We start from the raw sequence: 20,751 nt of genomic DNA, 5'->3' as shown, positions 1-20,751 counted from the left end.
TGTGCATTTCATCCAGACGCGTTTGCCGGCCCGATTTGGATGGTGGCACAATGCCTTGCCTCAGCATGCACATGCTCCGCAGCTGTACCCTGCACCTTCCGCCTTATTTTCTCGGTATCCCGCCATGATCGAGCGCACCGGCACGGGCCTTTCCTTCGCCAAACGCATGTATGCACCACGCGCCATCGGAACCGGCCTCGGCTTTTTTTGTGTATTGATCGGCATTGCGCCATTGCAGCCAGAGTGGTGGGTGTGGGCGCTGTTACTGGCACACGGTTTTGTCTGGCCGCACCTTGCGTTTCAGATAGCCCGGGTTTCTGCCCAGCCCTACAAGACCGAGCAGCGTAACTTGGTGGTCGATGGATTCGCCGGGGGTTGCTGGGCGGGTGCCATGGGGCTCAATCCTTTGCCCAGCGTGATCATCCTGTCGATGATTGCCATGGACAAGATCGCGGCAGGTGGCTGGCCCCTGTTGATCAGAACGGTGATTGCCCAGGGCATCGGCATCGCCTTGGGCCTGTGGCTGTTCGCGCCGCCGCTTTTTCCGGCCACCACGCAGGTGCAGATGCTGGCGTGTCTGCCGATCCTGCTGATCTACCCCATGGCCATTGGCATGATCTGCTATCAGGTGACTGTCCAATTGGGCCAGCATAAACGTGCACTGGCCCGCATGAGCCAGACCGACAGCCTTACGGGCCTGAGCAACCATGGGGCGTGGCAGGAACTGCTGCTGCGCGAATTCGCGCGTTGCCGAGCTAACGCCGGGAGCAGTTGCCTTGCCCTGATCGACGTGGACCACTTCAAACAGGTCAATGATCGTCATGGCCACCAGGTGGGTGACAACATCCTGCGGGTGATCAGTGCCACGCTCTCCTTCCATCTGCGCAAGCACGACCCTGCGGCCCGCTACGGAGGAGACGAATTCTGCGTGATGCTGCCCGATACGACGCCAGGGCAAGCAAGGGATGTGCTGGAGCGGCTGCGCCTGGCCGTGGAGGCGTTCCGCGACCCGGCGCTGCCGCACCTTACCCTGAGCCTGAGTATCGGCATCGCCCCTTATCATGCAGGCATTACCGATGCCCAGGCCTGGCTGCACGCCGCCGATATGGCGTTGTATGCCGCCAAGCGCGCCGGCCGAAATTGCATCGTCCTGGCGCCCCAGGCTTCTGAGCCCGCCTGATCAGGGTTTTGCTGCAACGGCCACGAAGCCCTTGATCGATGTTGGGGCCGCGGGTTTGGACTTGCGCGCCAGCATGTACTGGTAGCGCCGCCATTCCTTGTCGATCTCGCTGAAGGACATGAACACACTGACCCGGTCCTTGCCCACCAGGTCCGGTCGTCTGATGGCATCGATGCCGCTGGTAGGGATGATGGCGATGTTGATCCCTACCACGCTACCGTCATCGGCGAATACCGGGCCGCCAGACATCCCTTTGGTGATCGGCCCGTCGTGCACCGAATAGAACACGCTGCCAGGGGTGCCATCGAGCCGGACCAGTGACGAGAGCGCGTGGCCCTTGCCTTGTACGGGCATCATCAAGCTGTTGTAGCCCACTGCCGTGACCGTTTCTCCAGGCATATATTGTCGCCAGTGCGGTATTTCGCTGGCTTTGTGCTTGAAGAACACCACATCGCCTAGTCCTTCGTGGACCACGTTGCGCAGGAAAGGCGTGTGTTTGGCGGTGACGGCATAATCTGCGTTCCACTGGATGGCGCTTGCCATCAGCAGCATGGGCAGCGGTGCCCCGGACGTCACCACGAAAGCTTGACTGTAGACCGGGTCTGAAACGTAGGACGTTGGCACTCCATTGCACCCACTTAGCAGCATCATTGCCGCCATACAGGGCGCGGTTGTTTTCATTGGTCACACGAGGGGGGAGGGGATTGAGAGGAGCCGCACTATGGCTAAATGCCATCAGCTAGGCAATACGTTCGGCTTTTATCCGACGAAGTGAGGGTAGGCGGCGGGTATGGCCACTGGCCAATAGCATTGCTGCATGGTCAGTCACCAGCAAATCAATGGGCTGGCGCCAAGCAAATGTGCTGCACTGAATGGTTTTTTCGGCGCAAAAAAAAAGCCGACCATTTAAGGTCGGCTTTTTCGGATTTGGTGCCCGAGGGAGACTCGAATACTTGGCTATAGGCCTTGGTAATTATGAGTTTTAGGTTCGTGTTGTTATATCATACTCACAATCCTACTCACAAAATGGATGCTCTTTACTCCCCATGCGGTCAGCTAGCCACTCACAGCGCTCATGATCCACCTCCGCTGATAGGCCTCCAATGAGGATTTCCCTTGCTCATCAAAAATCAGAGCTTCGGAGTTGAGCGCTGCCTTCATCCACGCTTTCCATTGTATGGAAAGCTTTTCTACCTCTTTATTAAAGTGAGGTAACTTTATTGCACGAAGGGCGTATGTGAAAAAGGTTACGTATGGATGTTCCCACTCTAACCCGCTTTGGGTTGAAAGGTCCCTTGAGGCCTTGAGCTCATCGACGCCCTCCCAGAAGCGTTGAACCCCTACAGAATCCTTCCTATTGACGCCTATCTTCACGCAAACCTTTCCCAGCGTGGTGTGAGGGAATGGGTCGTGCTCCAGAATCGATACGGCTTTTTTAGCGTAAGAATAAGCTAACCCTTCTTGGTCATTATTGCTAGCCAGTAATGCTCTCTGCTCCCAGTATCTGGCGTTCCAACCGCAGGAATTTTCTAAGTTAGCGTACCAAGAGTCTGCATCAGCGCCCAAGTCTTTTTGGATGGTCTCATGGTCCATTAATGCGCGAATAATAAGATATGGCTGAGTACGGCGCGCTATGCTTTGCGGGACGACCAACGGAGCAAGCGCGCGTGCGATTTTAAGCGAGAGGCTGAACCGCTCTTCACGACCAATTTGGCTCCACACAAACTGAGAGAAGGCACTACTTCTAAGCCTAAGACCCTTGTCGTCAAGATAGCCAATTTCACCGAGAATTGAGTCTTGATCAAACACTGACTCAATTTCGTTCTTGCCCAGGAAACCGTTTGCAAAGTCGAAGGGAAGTGAGTAGCCGAATCGATGTACGGCAGCGGCGGACACTATTAGAGGGATGGTGCCGTGAGGTACTGATTCTGGATTGGCAAGCAACTGAACAATCGCTGCTCTATATGAATGAGCGTTTTCTAAGCTTTCAAGCCACTCAAGTAATTGGCAGTCGTATGTTTTTTTAAATTCTTTCCAAGCTTGGTTGGGAGTTAGTGAGCTGCGTGTACCCAGACGACCCTTCTTGCTCCGCTTTGTGAAAATGCTATTGAAGTCTTTCTTGTCTAGCGGGGAAAGATGAAATTCTTGATATTCGGCACCTGCTAAGTCTGCGCGCACAGCGCGTACTCTATGAGCGTCACATGTCACAACTAAACGGAGGTCACAACCGTTGGCTATTGCCAAGTTTATTGATGTTTTTAATGAGCTTGAGAAGTCGGCGCAGTCATCGAAAATAAAAGCAACTCTGTTGATTTGTGCATATTCGACTATATCCGATTCGTTAAAACGCTCCTCGCCCCTAAATGACCAGACCTCGTAGCCTTGCTCTATCAGTTCTCGACCTACGCGTAGCGCAGCAGCAGACTTTCCGCTGACAGAGCCTCCATAAATAAGGGCGGCGCGAACGATTGCTCTAGCGGAAATCTCGGATAGCAACTGTGCGCTTTGCATCGCCGCAACTGAGGGCGCGTCTAAGTCCTGGAGGATATGGATCCACTGAGTTTCAGCTGATGCATAAAAGTCTAAGGGCTTGCGTGGCGGAATTACATTCAGAGTGAGTTGTTTAAATTTCGCTCTCACTTCTTCTCGCGCCGCAGCTAATTCCTTGCTGACTTCAGGATGCTGTTTTTTCCATTCGACCAGATCCTTCAGCAATGCCTCAAAAAAATCTTTGCCTTTTGCTACGACCGGTATCAAGCCCTGGCGCTCAAATCTCGTAATCTGCCCAGTATTCATACTGCTTAATACAATAATTGAAGGGCATCCTCCTCTCTCTCGTGACCGGTTTCCAAACTCTAGTACGGTTATCAGGTCTACTTCTTCTTGGAGCCTTGCTCCACAAACTATAAATGGTTTTTTTACCCACTCAGAGCGGAATTCTGCATGCCAGCCAGGTGTGTTTTCGTTTCGGGAGACGTACTCTTTTAATGAGAATATTAGATGGTCAGGTTTTTCTGACAATCTGCTCGCTTTTCCGTGTAGATATACAGCCTGCAGATCGCCCTTCGCCAGTGGGCGAGGCTTATAAGGTTCACACCACAAATGGGATTCAAGCTTTGGTAGAGTGCCTCGGCTCTTGGACTTGTCTAAGATATCATCAATGTTTAGTGTCCAAATTCTTTTCCAGGGTAAATCGTGTAGTACGCTTTGCCAAGTGGGGCGGCAACCTACAAAGCGTTTACTGAGGAAGTGGTTCAATGTCGCTTTGGATTTGCTGGAGCTTTCGATGTCCCCGTACACCAGCGGCAAGTTCCATCGCTCTGTATCATCCAGTCCGAGATTAAAATTATCATTCAGCTCATTGGCTAAGTCCGCGCCACCTTTTAGTTCCATTCCGTCACCGCCGGTAGCGCCATAGCTTCCACCAGCGCCAAGCAACAAGTTGACCGCGCCATTTGCGACAGCAGCAATAATCAACGAAGCATCCTCTTCGCTAATTTTGAACTGGTTAACCAACTCCATCTATAACTCCTTTTATCTTTGGGCAACATTGATGTCACCTTTTTAGACGTCTCGCCGAAAAGCTGTCCAACTGTCAGCGGTGGCGAACGGATTCGCGGCGAGCATATCCATAGGCTAAGGATCTGTGCAAGCTATGCGCCAGCATGCTCTGGCGTATCTTGGTCAACGAGATTTACTTGGGATCTAGGCCTGGGCGGACACAGTCGGTACGGCAGTGCAGGCGAGGGGCGTGGGTATACGAAGCAGGGGGTTATTCCGTCCCGATACTTTTTCGTTAGGGCGAGAGGGGTTGAGCGGTAGAAACGAGTTTTTTTGGAGTGATTGGCGCCGCAATATGTCCACAAGCTTAGGTCAATCGGGCAGGCGGCTCCAGAGACGCCAATGTAGCTACGTAAAATTGTGCGCCGCGAGTAACCGTACGGTCTCTGGTGTCCTCAGAACTGAGGACACCCCCACACCCCGGATTTGGGGTATTGAAAGTGATGCTGGCTCACTTTAAGCCTTGTCCTCTGCGTAGATCGATGCCGAGATGATCGCCCCGCCCCAGCGGCGTTCACCGATGCAGATCGGGACAGGGTTGCCGCTGGCGATGGTGTTCTTGGCGCTACCGAAGGCGTAGGACGGCAAGTTTTCCGGCGCGCCACTCTGTGACAATCCGCGTGCCTGCGGGCTTAGCATCTGCATCACGCCACCAGCGACGTTTGCAGCACCTGCCGCATACATCGCGCTAACAGCTGGCCCTGAGAAGTACCCAAACGGGTTGAAGTAGGCCAGGGCGATGAGTACCACCCCGAGGACCGTCTGTAAGCCGCCACCCCGCTTACTGCCTTCAACCACCGGAACGATACGCACCTCAGTTGCGCCACCACGCTCGAAATCGTCTTCTCCCACATTCTTTCGATTGCGGAATATCGCAAACCTCATGCCCATGGCCTCGAGGCGCTTAATCTCTTGCTCGAATCCTGCCAGCGTTGCCTTCAAGGCTCGAAACACCTCCCAGGTATTCTGGCTGTCCAGCAGGTAATCCTTCTTGCGGAAAAACTTCCGGATCAGGGGGCCGGACAGGTAGACGGTGGTCATGGTCGGATTGCTTCGTACGACTGCAGCCATCAGGAATTCTCCAATTCGCGGGTTGTATGTTTTACGCCCAGGCGCCGTGCAAGCATCTCGCGGCACTGCAACGCCTCCAGGCGGATTGCGGCCTCCCGGGCCGGGTCGGGCCTCCAGGTAGGGGCATAAATGACCTTGTATGCTCGCGCTCCACACATAGTGCCTCGGAGAAGGTCGGCGGAGATATGCGCCTCCTCCTCTGTGAAGAAAACGCCGTCAAGGCGTGCGTGGCTACCGTCCTTGACGTGCTGCACATTCCATAGCGAATAGCAGGGGCCGCATTCATGCAGAGTAAAATGCTCCGATTTGCATGCTTGAGCGAATCGCTGCTGAAAGGATGACTTCGAAATTTCGGTGGTCATGTGTGCCTCGTCTACAGCTGGTCTTGTGTGTAGATGCCGCCAGACTCCACGGCCCCGCCAATCTCCCGCTCGCCGTACAGCACCGGGTAGGGATTGCCCTGGGCAATCGTTGTAACCGCCCCGCCGAATCCATAGCTGGGATTGTTGCCGTCTTCGTTGCGGTCCAGGCCGCCCGTGTTGGGCGTAGGTGAGAGCATCTGCACTACGCCCGATGCGGCCATAGCAGCACCGCCAGCGATCATTGCCATGCCCACGGTTGAAGTGCTTCCGCTCCAGTCGTACATCACACCGACAACGATAAGAACTGCGCCCAGGATCGTCTGAAACACGCCTGCCTGCTTACTGCCTTGGATGATCGGCGCGATTCGGATATCACCCACATCGTCGCCCTTGAGATCCAGATCGTCGGCGCAGAGATTCCGGTTACCGGAAAAAACGGTGAACACCAAGCCGCGCTCCTCCCCAGTGAGCAGGAACTTTTCGAAGCCTGGAACCATTTCGCAGAGCGCCTGGATGGCGTCCCGCGGGGTGTGCACATCGAGGATGTATTGGCGGCCGAAACGCTGGCGCAGCACGCCGTAGAGCTTGATCTTTCGCTTCATCGGCAACTCCGATTATTGAAGGGTTCACAACAGAAGCCGGCCTTGCAGATCTTGGCGATGAGGGTGCAATTGTTCTCACTCCACATTGGATAACCTCATAAATTTGCGCAGTTAGTCATTACAGAGCGAGGGCAGGCGAGCCAGACACGCCCGGCTGCTGGCGATCCTTGCACTTACCAGAGGGTGTTAAAGCGTTAATTTTTGGTGTTAAAGGGTTTAACACTTTTAACATTCGCCAGGCCGTCTCAATTTGGCTCAAGGCCGCTGAATTACTAGCTTCCAGGGTCATGCACGTTCGGCATGGTTGTTAAAGCCGCTTTAACATTTTTTTGTTAAAGGAAAAAAATCTGTACGTGGGGTCGGGAGCGGTCTAGGGCAGCGGACCTCCTAGACTTTCGACCCGCCCCCCTCAGTAGTCCGGGGCTTCGTACGGCGGCGCCGATCGGATCTGCTCGAGCGCTTCTGCTGCGCTCAGGCCGCTGGCCAGCAGCCGATCAATCTCTTTGCTCAATCGCTCACGCTCCTCCATCTGGCGCAACAGGGCGCGACTGTGGGCGATTTGGTTGAGGGCTCGTTGAACAGGCTTGGGTAAGTGGGTATGGCGCATGATCTTCTCCAGAGTGAATAGAAAGGCCCGCATGGCGGGCCAGTGTCGGATCACCTTGAAAGGATGAAATGGGGCTCCGACTGCTGCGGTTATTGGGTCCGTGGCACTCGCAGCTGACCCACGCCAAGCATTACTTGGACGACTTGGCCTGGACGGTACCGAGCGTTACCAGGCGGGTAGCGCTTGGCGCGAAGACGGCCAGGCCGGCACGCAGCTCCGCCAGAATGGTGACCAGGTTGCGTTTGAAGTTGTCGCCATCGTGACGGCTTGCTTCCACGGTCACCTCCTGCCGATCCAGCAGGGCTGCCACAGAGGTGTCCAGGATCAACGCTTCGCCTTGTGGCATACCGTTGGTGACCACCACGGGTGTGCCCCACAGGCTTGGTGGCGCTGGATCGCGTGGTGTGCCGATAACGTACTGACCGTCGCCGCCCTCGGCGCGCTCGCTCTCGATGGCGAACCAGTCACGCGGGTTCATCACGATAACGTTCGGGTTCCAACCTTCGGCCTTGAGGTCAGTGAGGGCAGCGCCGATGCGATCAGCTGGCTTGCCGGTGGTGATGCCGGCGGCGGTGGCCTGCTTCTTGAACCCGAGGATCTCACCTGGTCCACCTTCGCCGTTGATGAGCTCGGCCTCCAGCTTCTGGCGAACCCCCACGCTCATCAGCGTGTTGATCTGCCCCTCAAGCTGGTCACTGTCCTGCAACACCTGGAGGCTCGCCGGAATCCAGGTGGCGATGGTGGCAATCTCCGCTCGCTCCATCTTGGTTGGCATCGACCCTTCGGCCTTCTGCTCACCTTCTTCTTTCTGGTAAGCCGCGCCGTTGATGTAGCCGTCGAGGCGAACGAACTCGTAAGTGGCGCTGGTGACCGGCACGATCGGCAGCACATCCAGCAAGCTGAGCCGCGGCTGCGGAATGCCGCGGATGCCGGCGCCATCACGTTGCGGGGCAGTTGGGTAGCTGGTCGAGCCAGTGACGCCTTTGTTGGGATTGGTGATCGCAGCACGCACGCCGACCTTGCAACTGATCTGGCCGGTGGACTTCATACCGTTGCGGAAACCGGCGATACCATCAGCGGCCACTACCTGGGCGGTCACGACATTGGAGTCGGCGGTGTCATCGTTCGCGCCTCGGCGGGCGCTGACATTCACCATCTTCTGCTCGATTTCTTGAAGGCGGGCGCCGAACTCGGTTTGTTTCTCTGCAGAGGAGGATTTGAAGTCAGCGATCTGCGTACCGATGTTCTGCAGCGTTTGATTCAGCTGGGTCATGTCCTGCTGATAGGGATCTGGCATGGGGTTCTCCGGGGTGTGTAAACGATGCCGTCTACCCTATGCGCGCACGCACACCCCGGTCAGCGGTTAACTTCGACGTCCTCAGTCGGTATCCGTCGCAAAGCGCACTATGTCGGCTATTTTGTAGAACCTGCGGTTGCCCCGGCGCACGAACGGCAGGGGTGAACGCCCCTCAGCAGCCAGGCGGCGCAAGTAGCTGGGTGCATACCCCAGCAGGTCCGCCGTTGCTGGCTCTGGCACCAGGCCACCGATTAGCGGTGTGACGCCGGCCTGGGCCAAGCGCTGGGTAACGTCCTGCTCAACGTCGACCATGATTTACATGCTCCTCTGTGATGCATCCGGATTATTGCCAGAGGCCGCGTGGTCTGTGGCTTGTGGCTGTTTTTGCGAAACTTCGTGTCTCGGGTATGTCTCGCCTGTAAGTGCGTTCAACCCGAGTCGGTCTAACTGGTCGTGCCAGCGTTCCAGTGCTTGGCGCTTGAGGGCTTCGGCGGTGGTGTGGATGTAGGTGGCATCCATGTTGCGCAGGGCGTGGTTCACCAGCATCTCGCCCACCAGGTAATCAACACCTAGGTCCATCCAACAAGTGCGGGCGACCTTGCGCACGTCATGGCTGGTCCACTGCCGGTCGCTCAGTTCGGCAAACACTTGGCTGGCTGCCGTGGCGCCCAGGGGCCCACGCCGGCTGGCTGGGAACAGGTAGGCACCTTGGTAGCCTCGGGCGACCTGCTGGGCCTGATAGCGGCTCAGAAGTGCGCAGGCCTGGCGGGTCAGCGGCAGGGTGTGGTTCTGCTTGGTCTTGGTGTCGTCGGCGGGTATGAACCACTGGCCGGCCTGCAGATCGACATTGCGCCACAGCGCGCTACGCGTTTCGCCCAGGCGGGTACCGTGACACAGCATCATCAGCGCCAGCAGGGCATCAGCGGGCCGCGCCTCACTCCAGTTCGCCAGCTTGGCCAGCAGATCGGGTAAGTCTCGCTCCCGCAGCCGTGACGACTTCGGCTTGATCCGCACCCCGACGAAATCCCCGAAGCGCAGCGAGTCCATGGGGTTGTGCTCGATCATCCCAAGCCGGTGTGCCTTGCGCATGGCCACCGCCAGCACGTTGAACACCAGGCGCACGAACGATAAGGCGTAGCGCTCCTGCAGTGGCCACATCAGACGTTGATCGAGCGTGGCTTTGCTCACCTCTGCCAGCGGCAGGTCATGCAGCCGGGGCATCAGGTGGCAGGTGATGGCCGACTTCGCGCCGGCCTTGCGCTTCTCCGACAAGTTGCGGTCGCGCAGCATGCGGTCCAGGTACCAGTCCAGCAGCTCACCGATATGGCTCCATGTGCTGGTCAGCGAGGTGGCCTCGGTGTCTATGGCACGGCGTGCCAGGATGGCCGGCAGGGCGGTCAGCATGGCCTTGGTGGTCAGGCTGGGGAAATCGCCGGCCTTGCCCCACTTGCCCCTGACAACAACGTGCCAGGCGCCCCGGGTGCGATCGACGCTCGAATAGCGAAAGCGCAGTTCGGGGTAACGCGGGTCACGCAACTGGCGCACTGGCTGTCCGGCCTGCTTACGGATCTCGGCGTCAGTGATGATGATGTGCTTGGTGGTCATGCTTGCTCCTCAATGTGAGGGTGTCGTTTCACCGAACGAGACCCGATGAGCCGACTCGGACCAAATGAGCCGATTCGGATCAGGGCGCCTCTGTGGTGTGAAACCAACAGACTCCGGCCAACCAGGTAGATGTGCGCAAAACTGCGCGCATCTACCGTGGCGTTTTTCCGGCTTCGCTGGGGTGACCAAACTGTCCAAACCATGGTCAGTGGGGAAGCCCACCTACCTCGTTGAGCGCTCGACGATTGTTCGCCTAGGCGTCTGCTATGGCCCGTCATGGCCCCACCTCCGCACCGGGCCACCGCACACGAACGTCCGCCAGTGCTTCGTCGCGGGTGATCGGCTCGCTGATCATGGTGAATGGCCGGCACCCCGGCACTAGCACCGACCAATTGCAGCGGCGCTCCAAGCCGTCGTTCGCTGCCAGCTCTGCGAGCAGCGCCAGCCGGTTAGCTTTGACGTATTTGCGCACATCGTCGGTCAGCTTTGAGGCGGGGGAGATCCGCACCCGCATACCTTGCTTCTTTGCGGAAAATCCACGCTCCAGCAGGTAGTCGAGCGCGGTCATCACAGGTCCTCCGCGTCATCATCTAGCGATGGAAACGACGCGCCACCCGGCAGCGGATCTTCATGCTGATCGTCCCACTCGTGCCCATTTTCGTTACTCGTGCCCACGCCAGAGGATGGGCACGAGTGGGATTCTGAGGGCACGAGTGGTTGGAAAGGCGCGAATGAGCCACCCGCTTGGGGTAATGACCAGAATGACTTCACATCCTTTTTGTTGCCCGTTCTGGCGGTGACAACAGACAGCTTTTCCCTGGCCCGGCGAATCTGCTTTTCGGTGTAGCCATTGCGCCTCATCAGGGCTTTTGCTTCATTACTTTCGAGGGGGTTGTCCTTTAAGATCCGATAGAGGCAATCGCTGGGATCATCTAGGTCTTGTGCATCCTCATCACCGGATGCCTCCGCTTCTCCCAAGATCTCCCGGGCGCTACCTTCGATGGCTGCGCCCCACACCACGCGAGTGGTTTCGATCCCATCTCCGATGTCGCATGGCTCGATGGTGTAGGAGATACCTCCCTCGTCAGCGCCGATATTCGACTTCGCTCGCGCCAGCACGCGTTGGTCGGAGTCTTCCTGTTTGGCAGCTACCAACACCGTGCGCGCCAGCGCCGAGAACGCTTGCGAACCAATAACTCGATCAGAAGGCGACGAGCCAGCGCCACCCTTGGCGAAGTGAGAAATCCCCACTACGGCACAAAGATTCTGCTCGGCGAAGTCCACTACGCCTTGCAGCGCCCGACGCACGTCATTGGCCTTGTGCATGTCGCCCTTCACTGCGCTGACGATGGGGTCGAGCATCAGAAGCGACACACCGCCAATCTCGCTGGCCGTCTCACGCAAACGGACAATGTCGTTGGCTGGGTCGAATGGATCGGCGTCGCCTCTGGCGTTGGTGAGCCCCTGGATAATGTAGACGCGGCTCATGTCAGCACCAGCAGCGGTCAAGCGGGGGATCAGCGTGTCGGCTGGGTCATCCTCACTCGACCAGATGAGTGCATTACCCGGCTCGCTACAGCGGTTGCCATCGGGCCAGCGTCCACCAGTGGTGATGGTGGCGATCAGACCAATCAGCAGCGTGGTCTTTCCGGTACCGCCAGCGCCGGCGAGGATGTGCAGCTTTCCTTTCGCCAGCCAGCCAGGCCACAGCCAGCGGATGGGAACGGCTTTGATTGTCGACGCCTTAACCGCATTGACGCGCCATAGGGGGGTTACGTTTTCTCGATTGATGGGGCTAAGAGGCTCGGTCCATTCTTGTGCAAAGCGATCTGTAGTCATTTGACCCCCAGGCGCTGCTTGGCGAGGTTGAAACGCGCCAGATCATCACCCGCCAACTTCCCTTGTTGCTGGAGAGGGTGGCCGATCCGATAAACCATGCGCTCATGTTCAATTGCCGCCTTACTTGGGCCGCGCCGCGGTTGTTTGTCGCCGGGAAACAAGTCTCGCAAATCCAGACCAATTGCCGAGACAATCTCTTTTGTTGTGCAGCCAGCCCAGCATTTGAGCAAGACGACACCGTCCGAAGTTTCGCTAATTGCCAAGCTGGGATGCTTGTCATTGTGTGCGGGGCAGCAGGCTTTCCACTTGTCGGCGCCAGCAGACCTAACTTTGTCTAATCGGTTAAGCACTTTATCCAGGCAAGCCGATCCCATCGGCGCATGTGCACCGTTTTGGATGTTCATGGTTATGCTCCGGGTTTAGCTTCGGATAAATGGTAAGTTGCTGCAGCGCCAGTGTCGGACAAGTTGCCGACGAGACTGCCCAGGCTTTCGAGGAGCCAGCCTATATCAGTGACCGCCACAGAGCTCAGACCGGTTTCACCGTTCGATGCTGTGCAAGCCAACAAGTGGCCTATGCCTGATATCCCATGCGCGAGTACCGACACACAGCTTTCAGCTGCCTGCTCTGTCGCTTTCAGCTGACCGGGAGTCATATTCTTCAGCGCTTCGTGGCGGGGCAGGAGATCGTGCCAGTAGCTCATTGGACACCCCCGACTTCGTTTGCGCTGTAGCTATAGCCGATATACCGATGCCGCCAGCAAAAGTTTTGCGAGCCGAGTTTGACGTTATCGAGCTGCGCGTAAAGATCTTTCGAGATCGGATGCTGCTGCCCAAGAGCCGGGATGATCATCGCAGTAAGGATACGTTCGAGCTTGTTGAACGCCTCCCGTGCCTGGTTTTGATGATGGCATTCGAAATCGGCGAGAACGGCTGACTCCAACAGGATTTGCTCAGGACTGCGAATCATTGCTCACCCCCTTTGGCTTCCAGGGCACGAGCTTGGTCCATGTGGTGGTTATAGCGCTTCAAGCGGACAGAGAGAGACGAGTTTGCGCGGAGGGCGCAGATGGCCATCTTGCGATGAGCAAGGGCGCGGATTTTCGACGGAATGAGGGCGGTCATTGATGTAGCTCCTTGATTTGAGGAGCTGCCACGGATCGTCGCCAAACGATTTAGGGTGGCAGCTGTACGCAGGTTGGCGAACCGGGAATCAAGGAACCCGGCAGACCCGAAGGTCTCCCGCGCACAGCCACCATAAAGCCGAATGCTGGGCACAAAAAAAGCGCCAGATTCAGTTAGGGCGCTTACGCGCCTTGATTTGTCCGGGTCGCCAAACCCGGTCGCTGAATTTGCAGCGACGAGTGGACGATACAGCGAGCGTTGAGTGGGTGCAAGTCTTACTCGTGCCCTTTTTTTCCACTTGTGCCCATCCCTGTGCGTGGGCACGAGTAACAAAAATGGGCACGAGTAAGGGGAAAGGGCATCAGTGGAGCCGGGGTAGATCATCACGCCACCTCCCCACGGCTGGCTGCGATCTGCTCATCGCACCAGGCATGAATCTCGGCCTCGATCCACACGACACACTTCGGGCCGAGGGTGACTTGCTTGGGGAAAGCGCCAGCGGCGATACGGCGATAGATCTCGGTGCAGGACAGGCCGGTGATCGACTCAACGTCCTGGCGCTTGATGAAGCGGCGAGCGGGGGAGGTGGTGTTGGTAGGGGTAGCCATCGTCTGCGCCTCCGTGGGCATTTTGGGTAGTGATGGCTACGGATTTAATGGCAAAGGATGGTGTGACATACAACGCTGACATGGTGACGTGTCAGTACGTCACCTGCAGCTGTCATCGCTCGGTAGGAGCATCGTCAGGCCTTATCGCTGCAGCAAGCGTGTTAGTAGTTCGATTCGGCCCATCCAGCCCTAATAACTCAGCGATATAAATCGAAATGGTTTTTTGCAGCGGCGGTCGCTGACGGTCGAAGTCAACCCAGAAGTGTTGAGCGGCTTTCTGCATCGCGCTCAGCTGCGCATTGGTATAGGGGAATCCATGCGCGATTTTTTCTGGCTCGGGCCCGCCCTTAAGAAGAGTCAATGGAATGTCAGTCACTAACATCGCACCTTTTCCAGGTACCCAAGCAACGCCGTGCTCTTGAATAAATTCCATCCAAGGGCCAGGCTGAAAAACAATAAATTCGTCACCGACATTTTCTGTTGAACCATCTTTTCGATGGCATTCAACAGTGCCGGGGAATGCGCACCTGTCGAAGTAATTAATGATTGATCGAATGCTGATCGAATATTGCTTATGAACGTTTTCTAGATTTTTCGGGGTGCTTACCCAGCAGCATGCTATAGGAAGGAACTCTTCCCTTGAGTGTTCTGCGATCGTTTGAAAAAGCTTATGTAGCTTCATTACTGCTTCAAGCTTGCTGCAATTTAGCTCGCCTGGACCAGCTTCGATTACCATTTCTCGGAGGGAGATAACATCGCCCCGAACCCCAATTGTGTTTTTGAATTCAAGGCTCATTACGCTCTCCTGAACGGTACAACATTATCACCGGCGCAAAGGGCGTCGATTTCGTCTGCCCAGTTCTGCATCATTTCCCGCCGTTGTTCCAGGTAGTGCGCGTGGTTGTATGTGTCGCGAATGGAGTCTTGATCGCCGTGGGCCAATTGCCGCTCTATCCAGTCGCGGTTATAGCCTCGGCTGTTGAGGCTGGTGCTCAGTAGATGGCGGAAACCGTGGCCGGTCTGGCGTCCCTCATATCCCACCGTGGCGAGGGCTTTGTTCACAGTGTTCTCGCTCATTGGCCTGGCCCGGTTGTTGCGCCCAGGAAAGGCGAGGGGATAGGAGCCGGTCAGCTCATGCAGGGCACGCAGCAGAACTACGGCCTGACGTGGGAGCGGGACGATGTGAGGGCGCCGTGCCTTCATCCGTGCTGCAGGGATCGTCCAGGTAGCTGACTCCAGGTCAAACTCGTCCCAAGGCGCCAGCCGCAGCTCACCGGGTCGCACTGCTGTCAGCAGTAGCAGGCGAATGGCGATCTTGCTGGTGATATCGCACTGGGCCGCGTCCAATTTCTCCAGCAGCTCGGGCAATTCGCCTTCTGATACGTGCGGATGGTGGCGAGTGCGCGGGGCGTGCGCGGCTACCACGTCCAGATCGGTGGCGGGGTTGCCGGGAACCACGCCCTTGGCCAAGCCGAAACGGAATATCTGGCTTAGCCACTGGCGAACCTTGCGGGCGACATTGAATGCCTCGCGCCGCTCGATCTTGCGCACCAGGTCGACCAGTTCAGGGCGTTGCACCTCGGCAGCGGGCCGCTTGCCAATCACCGGGAATATGTCCGACTCCAGATACTGCAGCGCTTTCGATGCGGTGGCTGGCGCCCATCGTGGCTGGTTGTAGTCGTACCATTCCCGCGCTAGCACTTCGAGCGTCAGCACCTGGGCGGCGGCAGCGGCCTTTTCCTGCTGTTTATGTGCGCTTGGGTCTATGTCCTGTGCCAGCAACTTTCGCGCGGCATCCCGGCGCTCGCGTGCCTGGGCAAGTGTGATGGCGGGGTAGGCCCCCAGGCCCAGCATCTTGGCCTTGCCCTCGAATCGGTAGCGAAGGCGCCAGAGCTTCCCGCCAGCGGTCGTCACTTCAAGGCAAAGGCCCTGGGCGTCCGCGAGGCGATAGAGCTTGTCGCGGGGTTTGGCGGTGCGGATGGCGGTATCTGTGAGCGCCACGGCTATTCCCTTGCAGTGCCGAACCGCGCCGGATTGCGGTCGGTGTGTGAGTAGGATTCTGGACCGAACTCGTCCTACTCACAAATCTACTCACATACTTTGGGGCTTACAAGGGAATCACTGGGAACGATGGGCACAAAAAAACCGGCTCAATGGCCGGTTTCTCTGGTGTTCCGGGTCTGGTAGGGACCGCTTGGAACTATATGATGGTGCCCCGAGGGAGACTCGAACTCCCACTCCTTTCGAAAACGGATTTTGAATCCGCCGCGTCTACCAATTCCGCCATCAGGGCGTGGCGCGCAGTATAGAGAGGTGCCGTCGGTCGGTCAATCGTCTTTCATGGTCAATTTTCATTCGTTGGGCTAAACTTCCCGGCCCTGCCGAACCGAACATCATCATGCGCGTTGCCGATTTCTCCTTCGAACTTCCCGATTCCCTGATCGCCCGCCATCCGTTGGCCGAGCGCCATGGCAGCCGCCTGCTGGTGCTCGACGGGCCAAGCGGTGCACGCGAGCACCGGCAATTCCCCGACCTGCTGGGCTATCTGCGCCCGGGTGACCTGATGGTGTTCAACAACACCCGGGTCATTCCGGCGCGGCTGTTCGGTCAGAAAGCCTCCGGCGGCAAGCTCGAAGTGTTGGTCGAGCGTGTGCTCGACAGCCACCGTGTGCTGGCCCATGTGCGGGCGAGCAAGGCGCCCAAGGTAGGGGCGGTCATTTTGGTGGACGGTGGCGGTGAAGCTGAAATGGTTGCGCGCCACGACACCTTGTTCGAGCTGCGTTTCACCGAAGAGGTATTGCCGCTGCTCGACCGCGTCGGCCACATGCCGCTGCCGCCCTACATCGATCGCCCTGACGAAGGTGCGGACCGGGAGCGCTACCAGACGGTCTACGCCGAGAAGGCAGGCGCTGTCGCCGCGCCTACCGCAGGCCTGCATTTCGACGAGGCGCTGCTCGAGCAGATCGCCGCCAAAGGGGTGGAGCGCGCGTTCGTCACCCTGCACGTGGGCGCCGGTACCTTCCAGCCGGTGCGGGTCGACAAGATTGAAGATCACCACATGCATAAAGAGTGGCTCGAAGTGAGCCAGGATGTGGTCGACGCCATCGAGGCCTGCCGTGCCCGCGGCGGGCGCGTGATCGCCGTGGGCACCACCAGTGTGCGCTCGCTCGAAAGCGCCGCCCGCGATGGCCAGCTCAAGCCCTTCAGCGGTGACACCGATATCTTCATCTACCCCGGCCGCCCATTCCACGTGGTCGATGCGCTGGTTACCAACTTCCATCTGCCTGAGTCCACGCTGCTGATGCTGGTCTCGGCCTTCGCCGGTTACCCCGAGACCATGGCTGCCTACGCGGCGGCGGTCGAGCAGGGGTACCGCTTCTTCAGTTACGGTGATGCCATGTTCATCACCCGCAATCCGGCGCCTCGCGGGCCCGAGGAGCAAGCATGAGTCGCACCTGCCGAATGTCCTTCGAACTGCTGGCCACCGACGGCAAGGCCCGTCGTGGCCGCATCACCTTCCCCCGTGGCACGGTCGAAACCCCGGCGTTCATGCCGGTGGGCACCTATGGCACGGTCAAGGGCATGTTGCCCCGTGACATCGAGGCCATTGGTGCCGAGATGATCCTGGGCAACACCTTCCACCTGTGGCTGCGCCCAGGTACCGAGGTGATCAAGAAGCACAACGGGCTGCACGACTTCATGCAGTGGAAAGGCCCGATTCTCACCGATTCCGGTGGCTTCCAGGTCTTCAGCCTGGGCGCCATGCGCAAAATCAAGGAAGAAGGCGTGACCTTCGCCTCTCCCGTGGACGGCTCCAAGGTGTTCATGGGCCCGGAAGAATCCATGCAGGTGCAACGTGATCTGGGTTCGGACGTGGTGATGATCTTCGATGAGTGCACCCCGTACCCTGCCGAGCACGACATCGCCCGTACGTCCATGGAGCTGTCGCTGCGCTGGGCCCAGCGCTCGAAGAACGCCCATGCCGACAACACCGCCGCGCTGTTCGGCATCGTTCAGGGCGGCATGTACCAGGACCTGCGCATGCGCTCCCTGGAAGGGCTTGAGAACATCGGCTTCGACGGCCTGGCCATCGGCGGCCTGTCGGTGGGTGAGCCCAAGCACGAGATGATCAAGGTGCTGGACTACTTGCCCGAGCAGATGCCGGCTGACAAACCTCGTTACCTTATGGGGGTAGGCAAACCGGAGGATCTCGTTGAGGGTGTGCGCCGCGGCGTCGATATGTTCGACTGCGTGATGCCTACGCGCAACGCGCGCAACGGCCACCTGTTCGTCGACACCGGGGTGATCAAGATCCGCAACGCGTTCCATCGCCATGATGAATCGCCACTGGATCCGACCTGTGACTGCTACACCTGCAGCAACTTCTCCCGCGCCTATCTGCATCACCTGGACAAGTGTGGCGAAATGCTCAGCAGCATGTTGAATACCATCCATAACTTGCGCCATTACCAGCGTTTGATGGCCGGTTTACGCGAGGCTATTCAACAAGGTAAATTGGCCGCCTTCGTCGACGCCTTCTACGCCAAGCGCGGGCTTGTTGTACCGCCCTTGGACTGACTGTCTGCATCCATTATTAAAATATTCGCATTAGGAGTGCACCCATGAGCTTCTTGATCCCCGCCGCATACGCGGACGCTGCAGCCCCCGCCGCCGGCCCTGCCGGTACTGGCTTCGAGTGGATTTTCCTAGTCGGTTTCCTGGTCATCTTCTACCTGATGATCTGGCGTCCACAGGCCAAACGTGCCAAAGAGCAGAAGAACCTGCTGGGCAACTTGCAGAAAGGTGACGAAGTTGTCACCAACGGTGGCATTGCCGGCAAGATCGTCAAAGTGGCCGATGATTTCGTGGTGCTGGAAGTGTCCGACACTGTCGAGCTAAAGTTCCAGAAGGGCGCCATTGCCGCGACCCTGCCAAAAGGTACGCTCAAGGCTATCTGAGTTACCGGTTTCATTTTTCCAGTCGGGGCGCGCAACGCGCCCCGCGTCTTGAACGGGCGGCGTGATGCTGAACAAATACCCTCTGTGGAAATACGCACTGATCCTGCTGGTACTGGCGATCGGTTTCATTTATTCCGCTCCCAACCTCTACCCGGATGACCCGGCCGTGCAGATCAGCGGTGCCAGCTCGGCGCTGCAGGTCAACCAGGCCGATCTCGATCGCGTCAGCAAGGCGCTGGTCGATGCAAACATCGCAGTCAAAGGCGTGAGCCTGGGTGAGAAGGGCAGTGGCCTGATTCGTCTGACCAATCAGGAAGACCAGCTGCCCGCCAAGGATGTGGTGCGCAAGGCGCTGGGCGATGACTATGTCGTGGCGCTTAACCTGGCACAAACCACCCCGCAGTGGTTGCGCAACCTGGGTGCCAGCCCCATGAAGCTGGGCCTGGACCTGTCCGGTGGCGTGCACTTCCTGCTGGAAGTGGACATGGACAAGGCCATGAGCGCCCGCATGAAAGTCTACGAAGGCGAGGTCAAGACCTTGCTGCGCAAGGAGCGGGTCCGCTACCGCAGCCTGCCGCAGCAGGACGGTGGCATCATGCTCGGCTTTGCTGACAACGCTACGCGCGAACAGGCACGTGCCCTGATCCGCAAGAATTTCAACGATTTCGACCTGACCACCACCGAGCGCAATGACCTCGCCGTGCTGCGTCTGGCGCTGTCTCAGGCGAAAGTGGCCGAGATTCGCGAATACTCGATCAAGCAGAACCTCACCACCGTGCGTAACCGTGTCAACGAGCTGGGTGTCGCCGAGCCGCTGGTGCAGCGCCAGGGCGCCAACCGCATCGTGGTCGAGCTGCCGGGTGTGCAGGACACTGCCGAAGCCAAGCGTATTCTGGGCAAGACGGCCAACCTGGAGTTCCGTTTCGGTGCCGAGCCGGGCGCGTCCAAAGCCACCACCGAAGTGTTCGAGTTCCGTGAAGGGGGGCGTTCGGCGCCCGTCGAGCGTGGCCTGATCATCACCGGTGACCAGGTGACCGACGCCCAGGCCAGCTTCGACGAGCATGGCCGCCCGCAGGTGAACATTCGTCTGGACGGGCATGGCGGCGAACTGATGAGCCGCGCGACGCGCAGCAACGTTGGTCGCAGCATGGCGGTGATCTTCATCGAGCAGAAGCCTGTCACCCGCTACGTGAAGCAGACGGTCGATGGCGTCGAGAAGGACGTTGCGGTCCAGAGCTTCCAGGAAGAGAAGAAGATCATCAGCCTGGCGACCATCCAGTCGCCGCTGGGTAGCCAGTTCCGTATCACCGGGCTGAACGGCCAGGGCGAATCGTCTGAACTGGCCCTGCTGCTGCGTGCCGGCGGCCTGGCTGCACCGATGTACTTCGCTGAAGAACGTACCATCGGCCCAAGCCTGGGTGCCGACAACATCACCAAGGGCATCGACGCCTCGCTGTGGGGTATGCTGTTCGTCTCGCTGTTCATCATCGCCATCTACCGCGGCTTCGGTGTCATTGCCACCATCGCCCTGGCGGGTAACATGGTGCTGCTGCTGGCCCTGATGTCGTTGCTTGGCGCAACCCTTACCCTGCCGGGTATTGCCGGTATCGTACTGACCATGGGTATGGCGGTGGACGCCAACGTACTGATCTTCTCGCGTATCCGCGAAGAGCTCAAAGCCGGCATGTCGGTGCAGCGCGCCATCCATGAAGGTTTCAACCGCGCCTATACCGCGATCATCGACGCCAACCTGACCAGCCTGCTGGTCGGCGGTATCCTGTTCGCCATGGGTACCGGCCCGGTCAAGGGCTTTGCGGTCACCATGTCCCTCGGGATTTTCACCTCGATGTTCACCGCCGTCATGGTGACCCGCGCAATGGTCAACCTGACCTGTGGCGGGCGTGACATCAAGAAGCTGTGGGTTTGAGGGAGCTGCG

General features: G+C 58.2%; 22 protein-coding genes and 1 tRNA gene. 5 read left to right on the top strand and 18 right to left on the bottom strand.

The window, feature by feature from the left end:
- Window positions 1–124: 124 nt before the first annotated feature.
- Window positions 125–1,180 carry a diguanylate cyclase gene (locus CRP40_RS16910; RefSeq protein WP_027913664.1) on the top strand — a complete coding sequence of 352 codons (1,056 nt, stop codon included), beginning with the start codon at window positions 125–127 and terminating at the stop codon, window positions 1,178–1,180.
- Here CRP40_RS16910 and CRP40_RS16905 read toward each other — a convergent pair whose 3' ends face one another.
- The 18 genes from CRP40_RS16905 to CRP40_RS16820 form a co-directional block, all read right to left on the bottom strand.
- Complete coding sequence (locus CRP40_RS16905; RefSeq protein ID WP_027913665.1) at window positions 1,181–1,828, bottom strand: trypsin-like peptidase domain-containing protein; 648 nt, start codon at window positions 1,826–1,828, stop codon at window positions 1,181–1,183.
- Window positions 1,829–2,236: 408 nt separating this feature from the next.
- Window positions 2,237–4,702 (bottom strand): hypothetical protein, encoded by a 2,466-nt coding sequence (locus CRP40_RS16900; RefSeq protein ID WP_141400913.1) that lies wholly within the window; start codon window positions 4,700–4,702, stop codon window positions 2,237–2,239.
- A gap of 495 nt (window positions 4,703–5,197) precedes the next feature.
- Window positions 5,198–5,812 (bottom strand): tail assembly protein, encoded by a 615-nt coding sequence (locus tag CRP40_RS16895; protein WP_027913667.1) that lies wholly within the window; start codon window positions 5,810–5,812, stop codon window positions 5,198–5,200.
- A complete protein-coding gene (locus tag CRP40_RS22110) occupies window positions 5,812–6,174 on the bottom strand; it encodes a hypothetical protein (protein ID WP_027913668.1) in 363 nt (120 codons plus the stop codon). Before CRP40_RS22110 ends, CRP40_RS16895 begins: the two co-directional genes overlap by 1 nt.
- An 11-nt stretch (window positions 6,175–6,185) precedes the next feature.
- The gene (locus tag CRP40_RS16885; protein ID WP_027913669.1) at window positions 6,186–6,776 is read right to left on the bottom strand and encodes a tail assembly protein; all 591 of its coding nucleotides are present in this window, start codon (window positions 6,774–6,776) and stop codon (window positions 6,186–6,188) included.
- Window positions 6,777–7,185: 409 nt separating this feature from the next.
- Window positions 7,186–7,383 carry a hypothetical protein gene (locus CRP40_RS16880; protein WP_027913670.1) on the bottom strand — a complete coding sequence of 66 codons (198 nt, stop codon included), beginning with the start codon at window positions 7,381–7,383 and terminating at the stop codon, window positions 7,186–7,188.
- Window positions 7,384–7,513: 130 nt separating this feature from the next.
- Window positions 7,514–8,680, bottom strand: coding sequence for a phage major capsid protein (locus CRP40_RS16875; RefSeq protein ID WP_239930225.1), 1,167 nt, complete (start codon window positions 8,678–8,680; stop codon window positions 7,514–7,516).
- 81 nt (window positions 8,681–8,761) lie between these two features.
- A complete protein-coding gene (locus CRP40_RS16870; protein WP_081728180.1) occupies window positions 8,762–8,992 on the bottom strand; it encodes a helix-turn-helix domain-containing protein in 231 nt (76 codons plus the stop codon).
- A 3-nt stretch (window positions 8,993–8,995) separates the two neighbouring features.
- Complete coding sequence (locus CRP40_RS16865; protein WP_050587296.1) at window positions 8,996–10,285, bottom strand: site-specific integrase; 1,290 nt, start codon at window positions 10,283–10,285, stop codon at window positions 8,996–8,998.
- Window positions 10,286–10,559: 274 nt separating this feature from the next.
- Window positions 10,560–10,853, bottom strand: a complete 294-nt coding sequence (locus CRP40_RS16860; RefSeq protein ID WP_027913673.1) for a hypothetical protein — start codon at window positions 10,851–10,853, stop codon at window positions 10,560–10,562.
- On the bottom strand, window positions 10,853–12,124 hold the full coding sequence (locus CRP40_RS16855) for an AAA family ATPase (RefSeq protein ID WP_027913674.1): 1,272 nt from the start codon (window positions 12,122–12,124) through the stop codon (window positions 10,853–10,855). Before CRP40_RS16855 ends, CRP40_RS16860 begins: the two co-directional genes overlap by 1 nt.
- Window positions 12,121–12,528, bottom strand: a complete 408-nt coding sequence (locus tag CRP40_RS16850; RefSeq protein WP_050587297.1) for a virulence-associated protein E — start codon at window positions 12,526–12,528, stop codon at window positions 12,121–12,123. Before CRP40_RS16850 ends, CRP40_RS16855 begins: the two co-directional genes overlap by 4 nt.
- A gap of 295 nt (window positions 12,529–12,823) precedes the next feature.
- Window positions 12,824–13,093 carry a hypothetical protein gene (locus CRP40_RS16840; RefSeq protein ID WP_050587298.1) on the bottom strand — a complete coding sequence of 90 codons (270 nt, stop codon included), beginning with the start codon at window positions 13,091–13,093 and terminating at the stop codon, window positions 12,824–12,826.
- Complete coding sequence (locus CRP40_RS22025) at window positions 13,090–13,248, bottom strand: hypothetical protein (RefSeq protein ID WP_176505843.1); 159 nt, start codon at window positions 13,246–13,248, stop codon at window positions 13,090–13,092. The genes CRP40_RS16840 and CRP40_RS22025 overlap by 4 nt, the downstream gene beginning before the upstream one ends.
- A gap of 383 nt (window positions 13,249–13,631) precedes the next feature.
- Entirely contained in the window at window positions 13,632–13,856 is a 225-nt protein-coding gene (locus CRP40_RS16835) for an AlpA family phage regulatory protein (protein ID WP_027913676.1), read from the bottom strand.
- 112 nt (window positions 13,857–13,968) lie between these two features.
- On the bottom strand, window positions 13,969–14,652 hold the full coding sequence (locus CRP40_RS16830) for a hypothetical protein (RefSeq protein ID WP_027913677.1): 684 nt from the start codon (window positions 14,650–14,652) through the stop codon (window positions 13,969–13,971).
- Window positions 14,652–15,857, bottom strand: coding sequence for an integrase arm-type DNA-binding domain-containing protein (locus tag CRP40_RS16825; RefSeq protein WP_027913678.1), 1,206 nt, complete (start codon window positions 15,855–15,857; stop codon window positions 14,652–14,654). The genes CRP40_RS16830 and CRP40_RS16825 overlap by 1 nt, the downstream gene beginning before the upstream one ends.
- A gap of 207 nt (window positions 15,858–16,064) precedes the next feature.
- A tRNA-Leu gene (locus tag CRP40_RS16820) sits at window positions 16,065–16,149 on the bottom strand.
- 105 nt (window positions 16,150–16,254) lie between these two features.
- On the opposite strand from CRP40_RS16820, the gene queA reads away from it, so the two are divergent.
- From queA to secD, 4 genes are all read left to right on the top strand, one after another.
- Entirely contained in the window at window positions 16,255–17,304 is a 1,050-nt protein-coding gene (queA, locus tag CRP40_RS16815) for a tRNA preQ1(34) S-adenosylmethionine ribosyltransferase-isomerase QueA (protein ID WP_027913679.1), read from the top strand.
- 14 nt (window positions 17,305–17,318) lie between these two features.
- Window positions 17,319–18,434: a tRNA guanosine(34) transglycosylase Tgt gene (tgt, locus tag CRP40_RS16810; RefSeq protein ID WP_161780411.1), complete on the top strand. Its 1,116-nt coding sequence runs from the start codon at window positions 17,319–17,321 to the stop codon at window positions 18,432–18,434.
- Between the two features lie 44 nt (window positions 18,435–18,478).
- Window positions 18,479–18,814, top strand: a complete 336-nt coding sequence (yajC, locus tag CRP40_RS16805; protein ID WP_023533309.1) for a preprotein translocase subunit YajC — start codon at window positions 18,479–18,481, stop codon at window positions 18,812–18,814.
- A gap of 64 nt (window positions 18,815–18,878) precedes the next feature.
- Window positions 18,879–20,741: a protein translocase subunit SecD gene (secD, locus tag CRP40_RS16800; RefSeq protein WP_027913681.1), complete on the top strand. Its 1,863-nt coding sequence runs from the start codon at window positions 18,879–18,881 to the stop codon at window positions 20,739–20,741.
- The last annotated feature ends 10 nt before the right edge of the window (window positions 20,742–20,751 follow it).

The sequence above is a fragment of the Pseudomonas sp. URMO17WK12:I9 genome (genome assembly GCF_900230165.1).
Taxonomy (GTDB): Bacteria; Pseudomonadota; Gammaproteobacteria; order Pseudomonadales; family Pseudomonadaceae; genus Aquipseudomonas; species Aquipseudomonas fulva.
The sequence above is the reverse complement of the archived record's forward strand: the minus strand, read 5'-3'. Positions and strand labels throughout refer to the sequence as shown.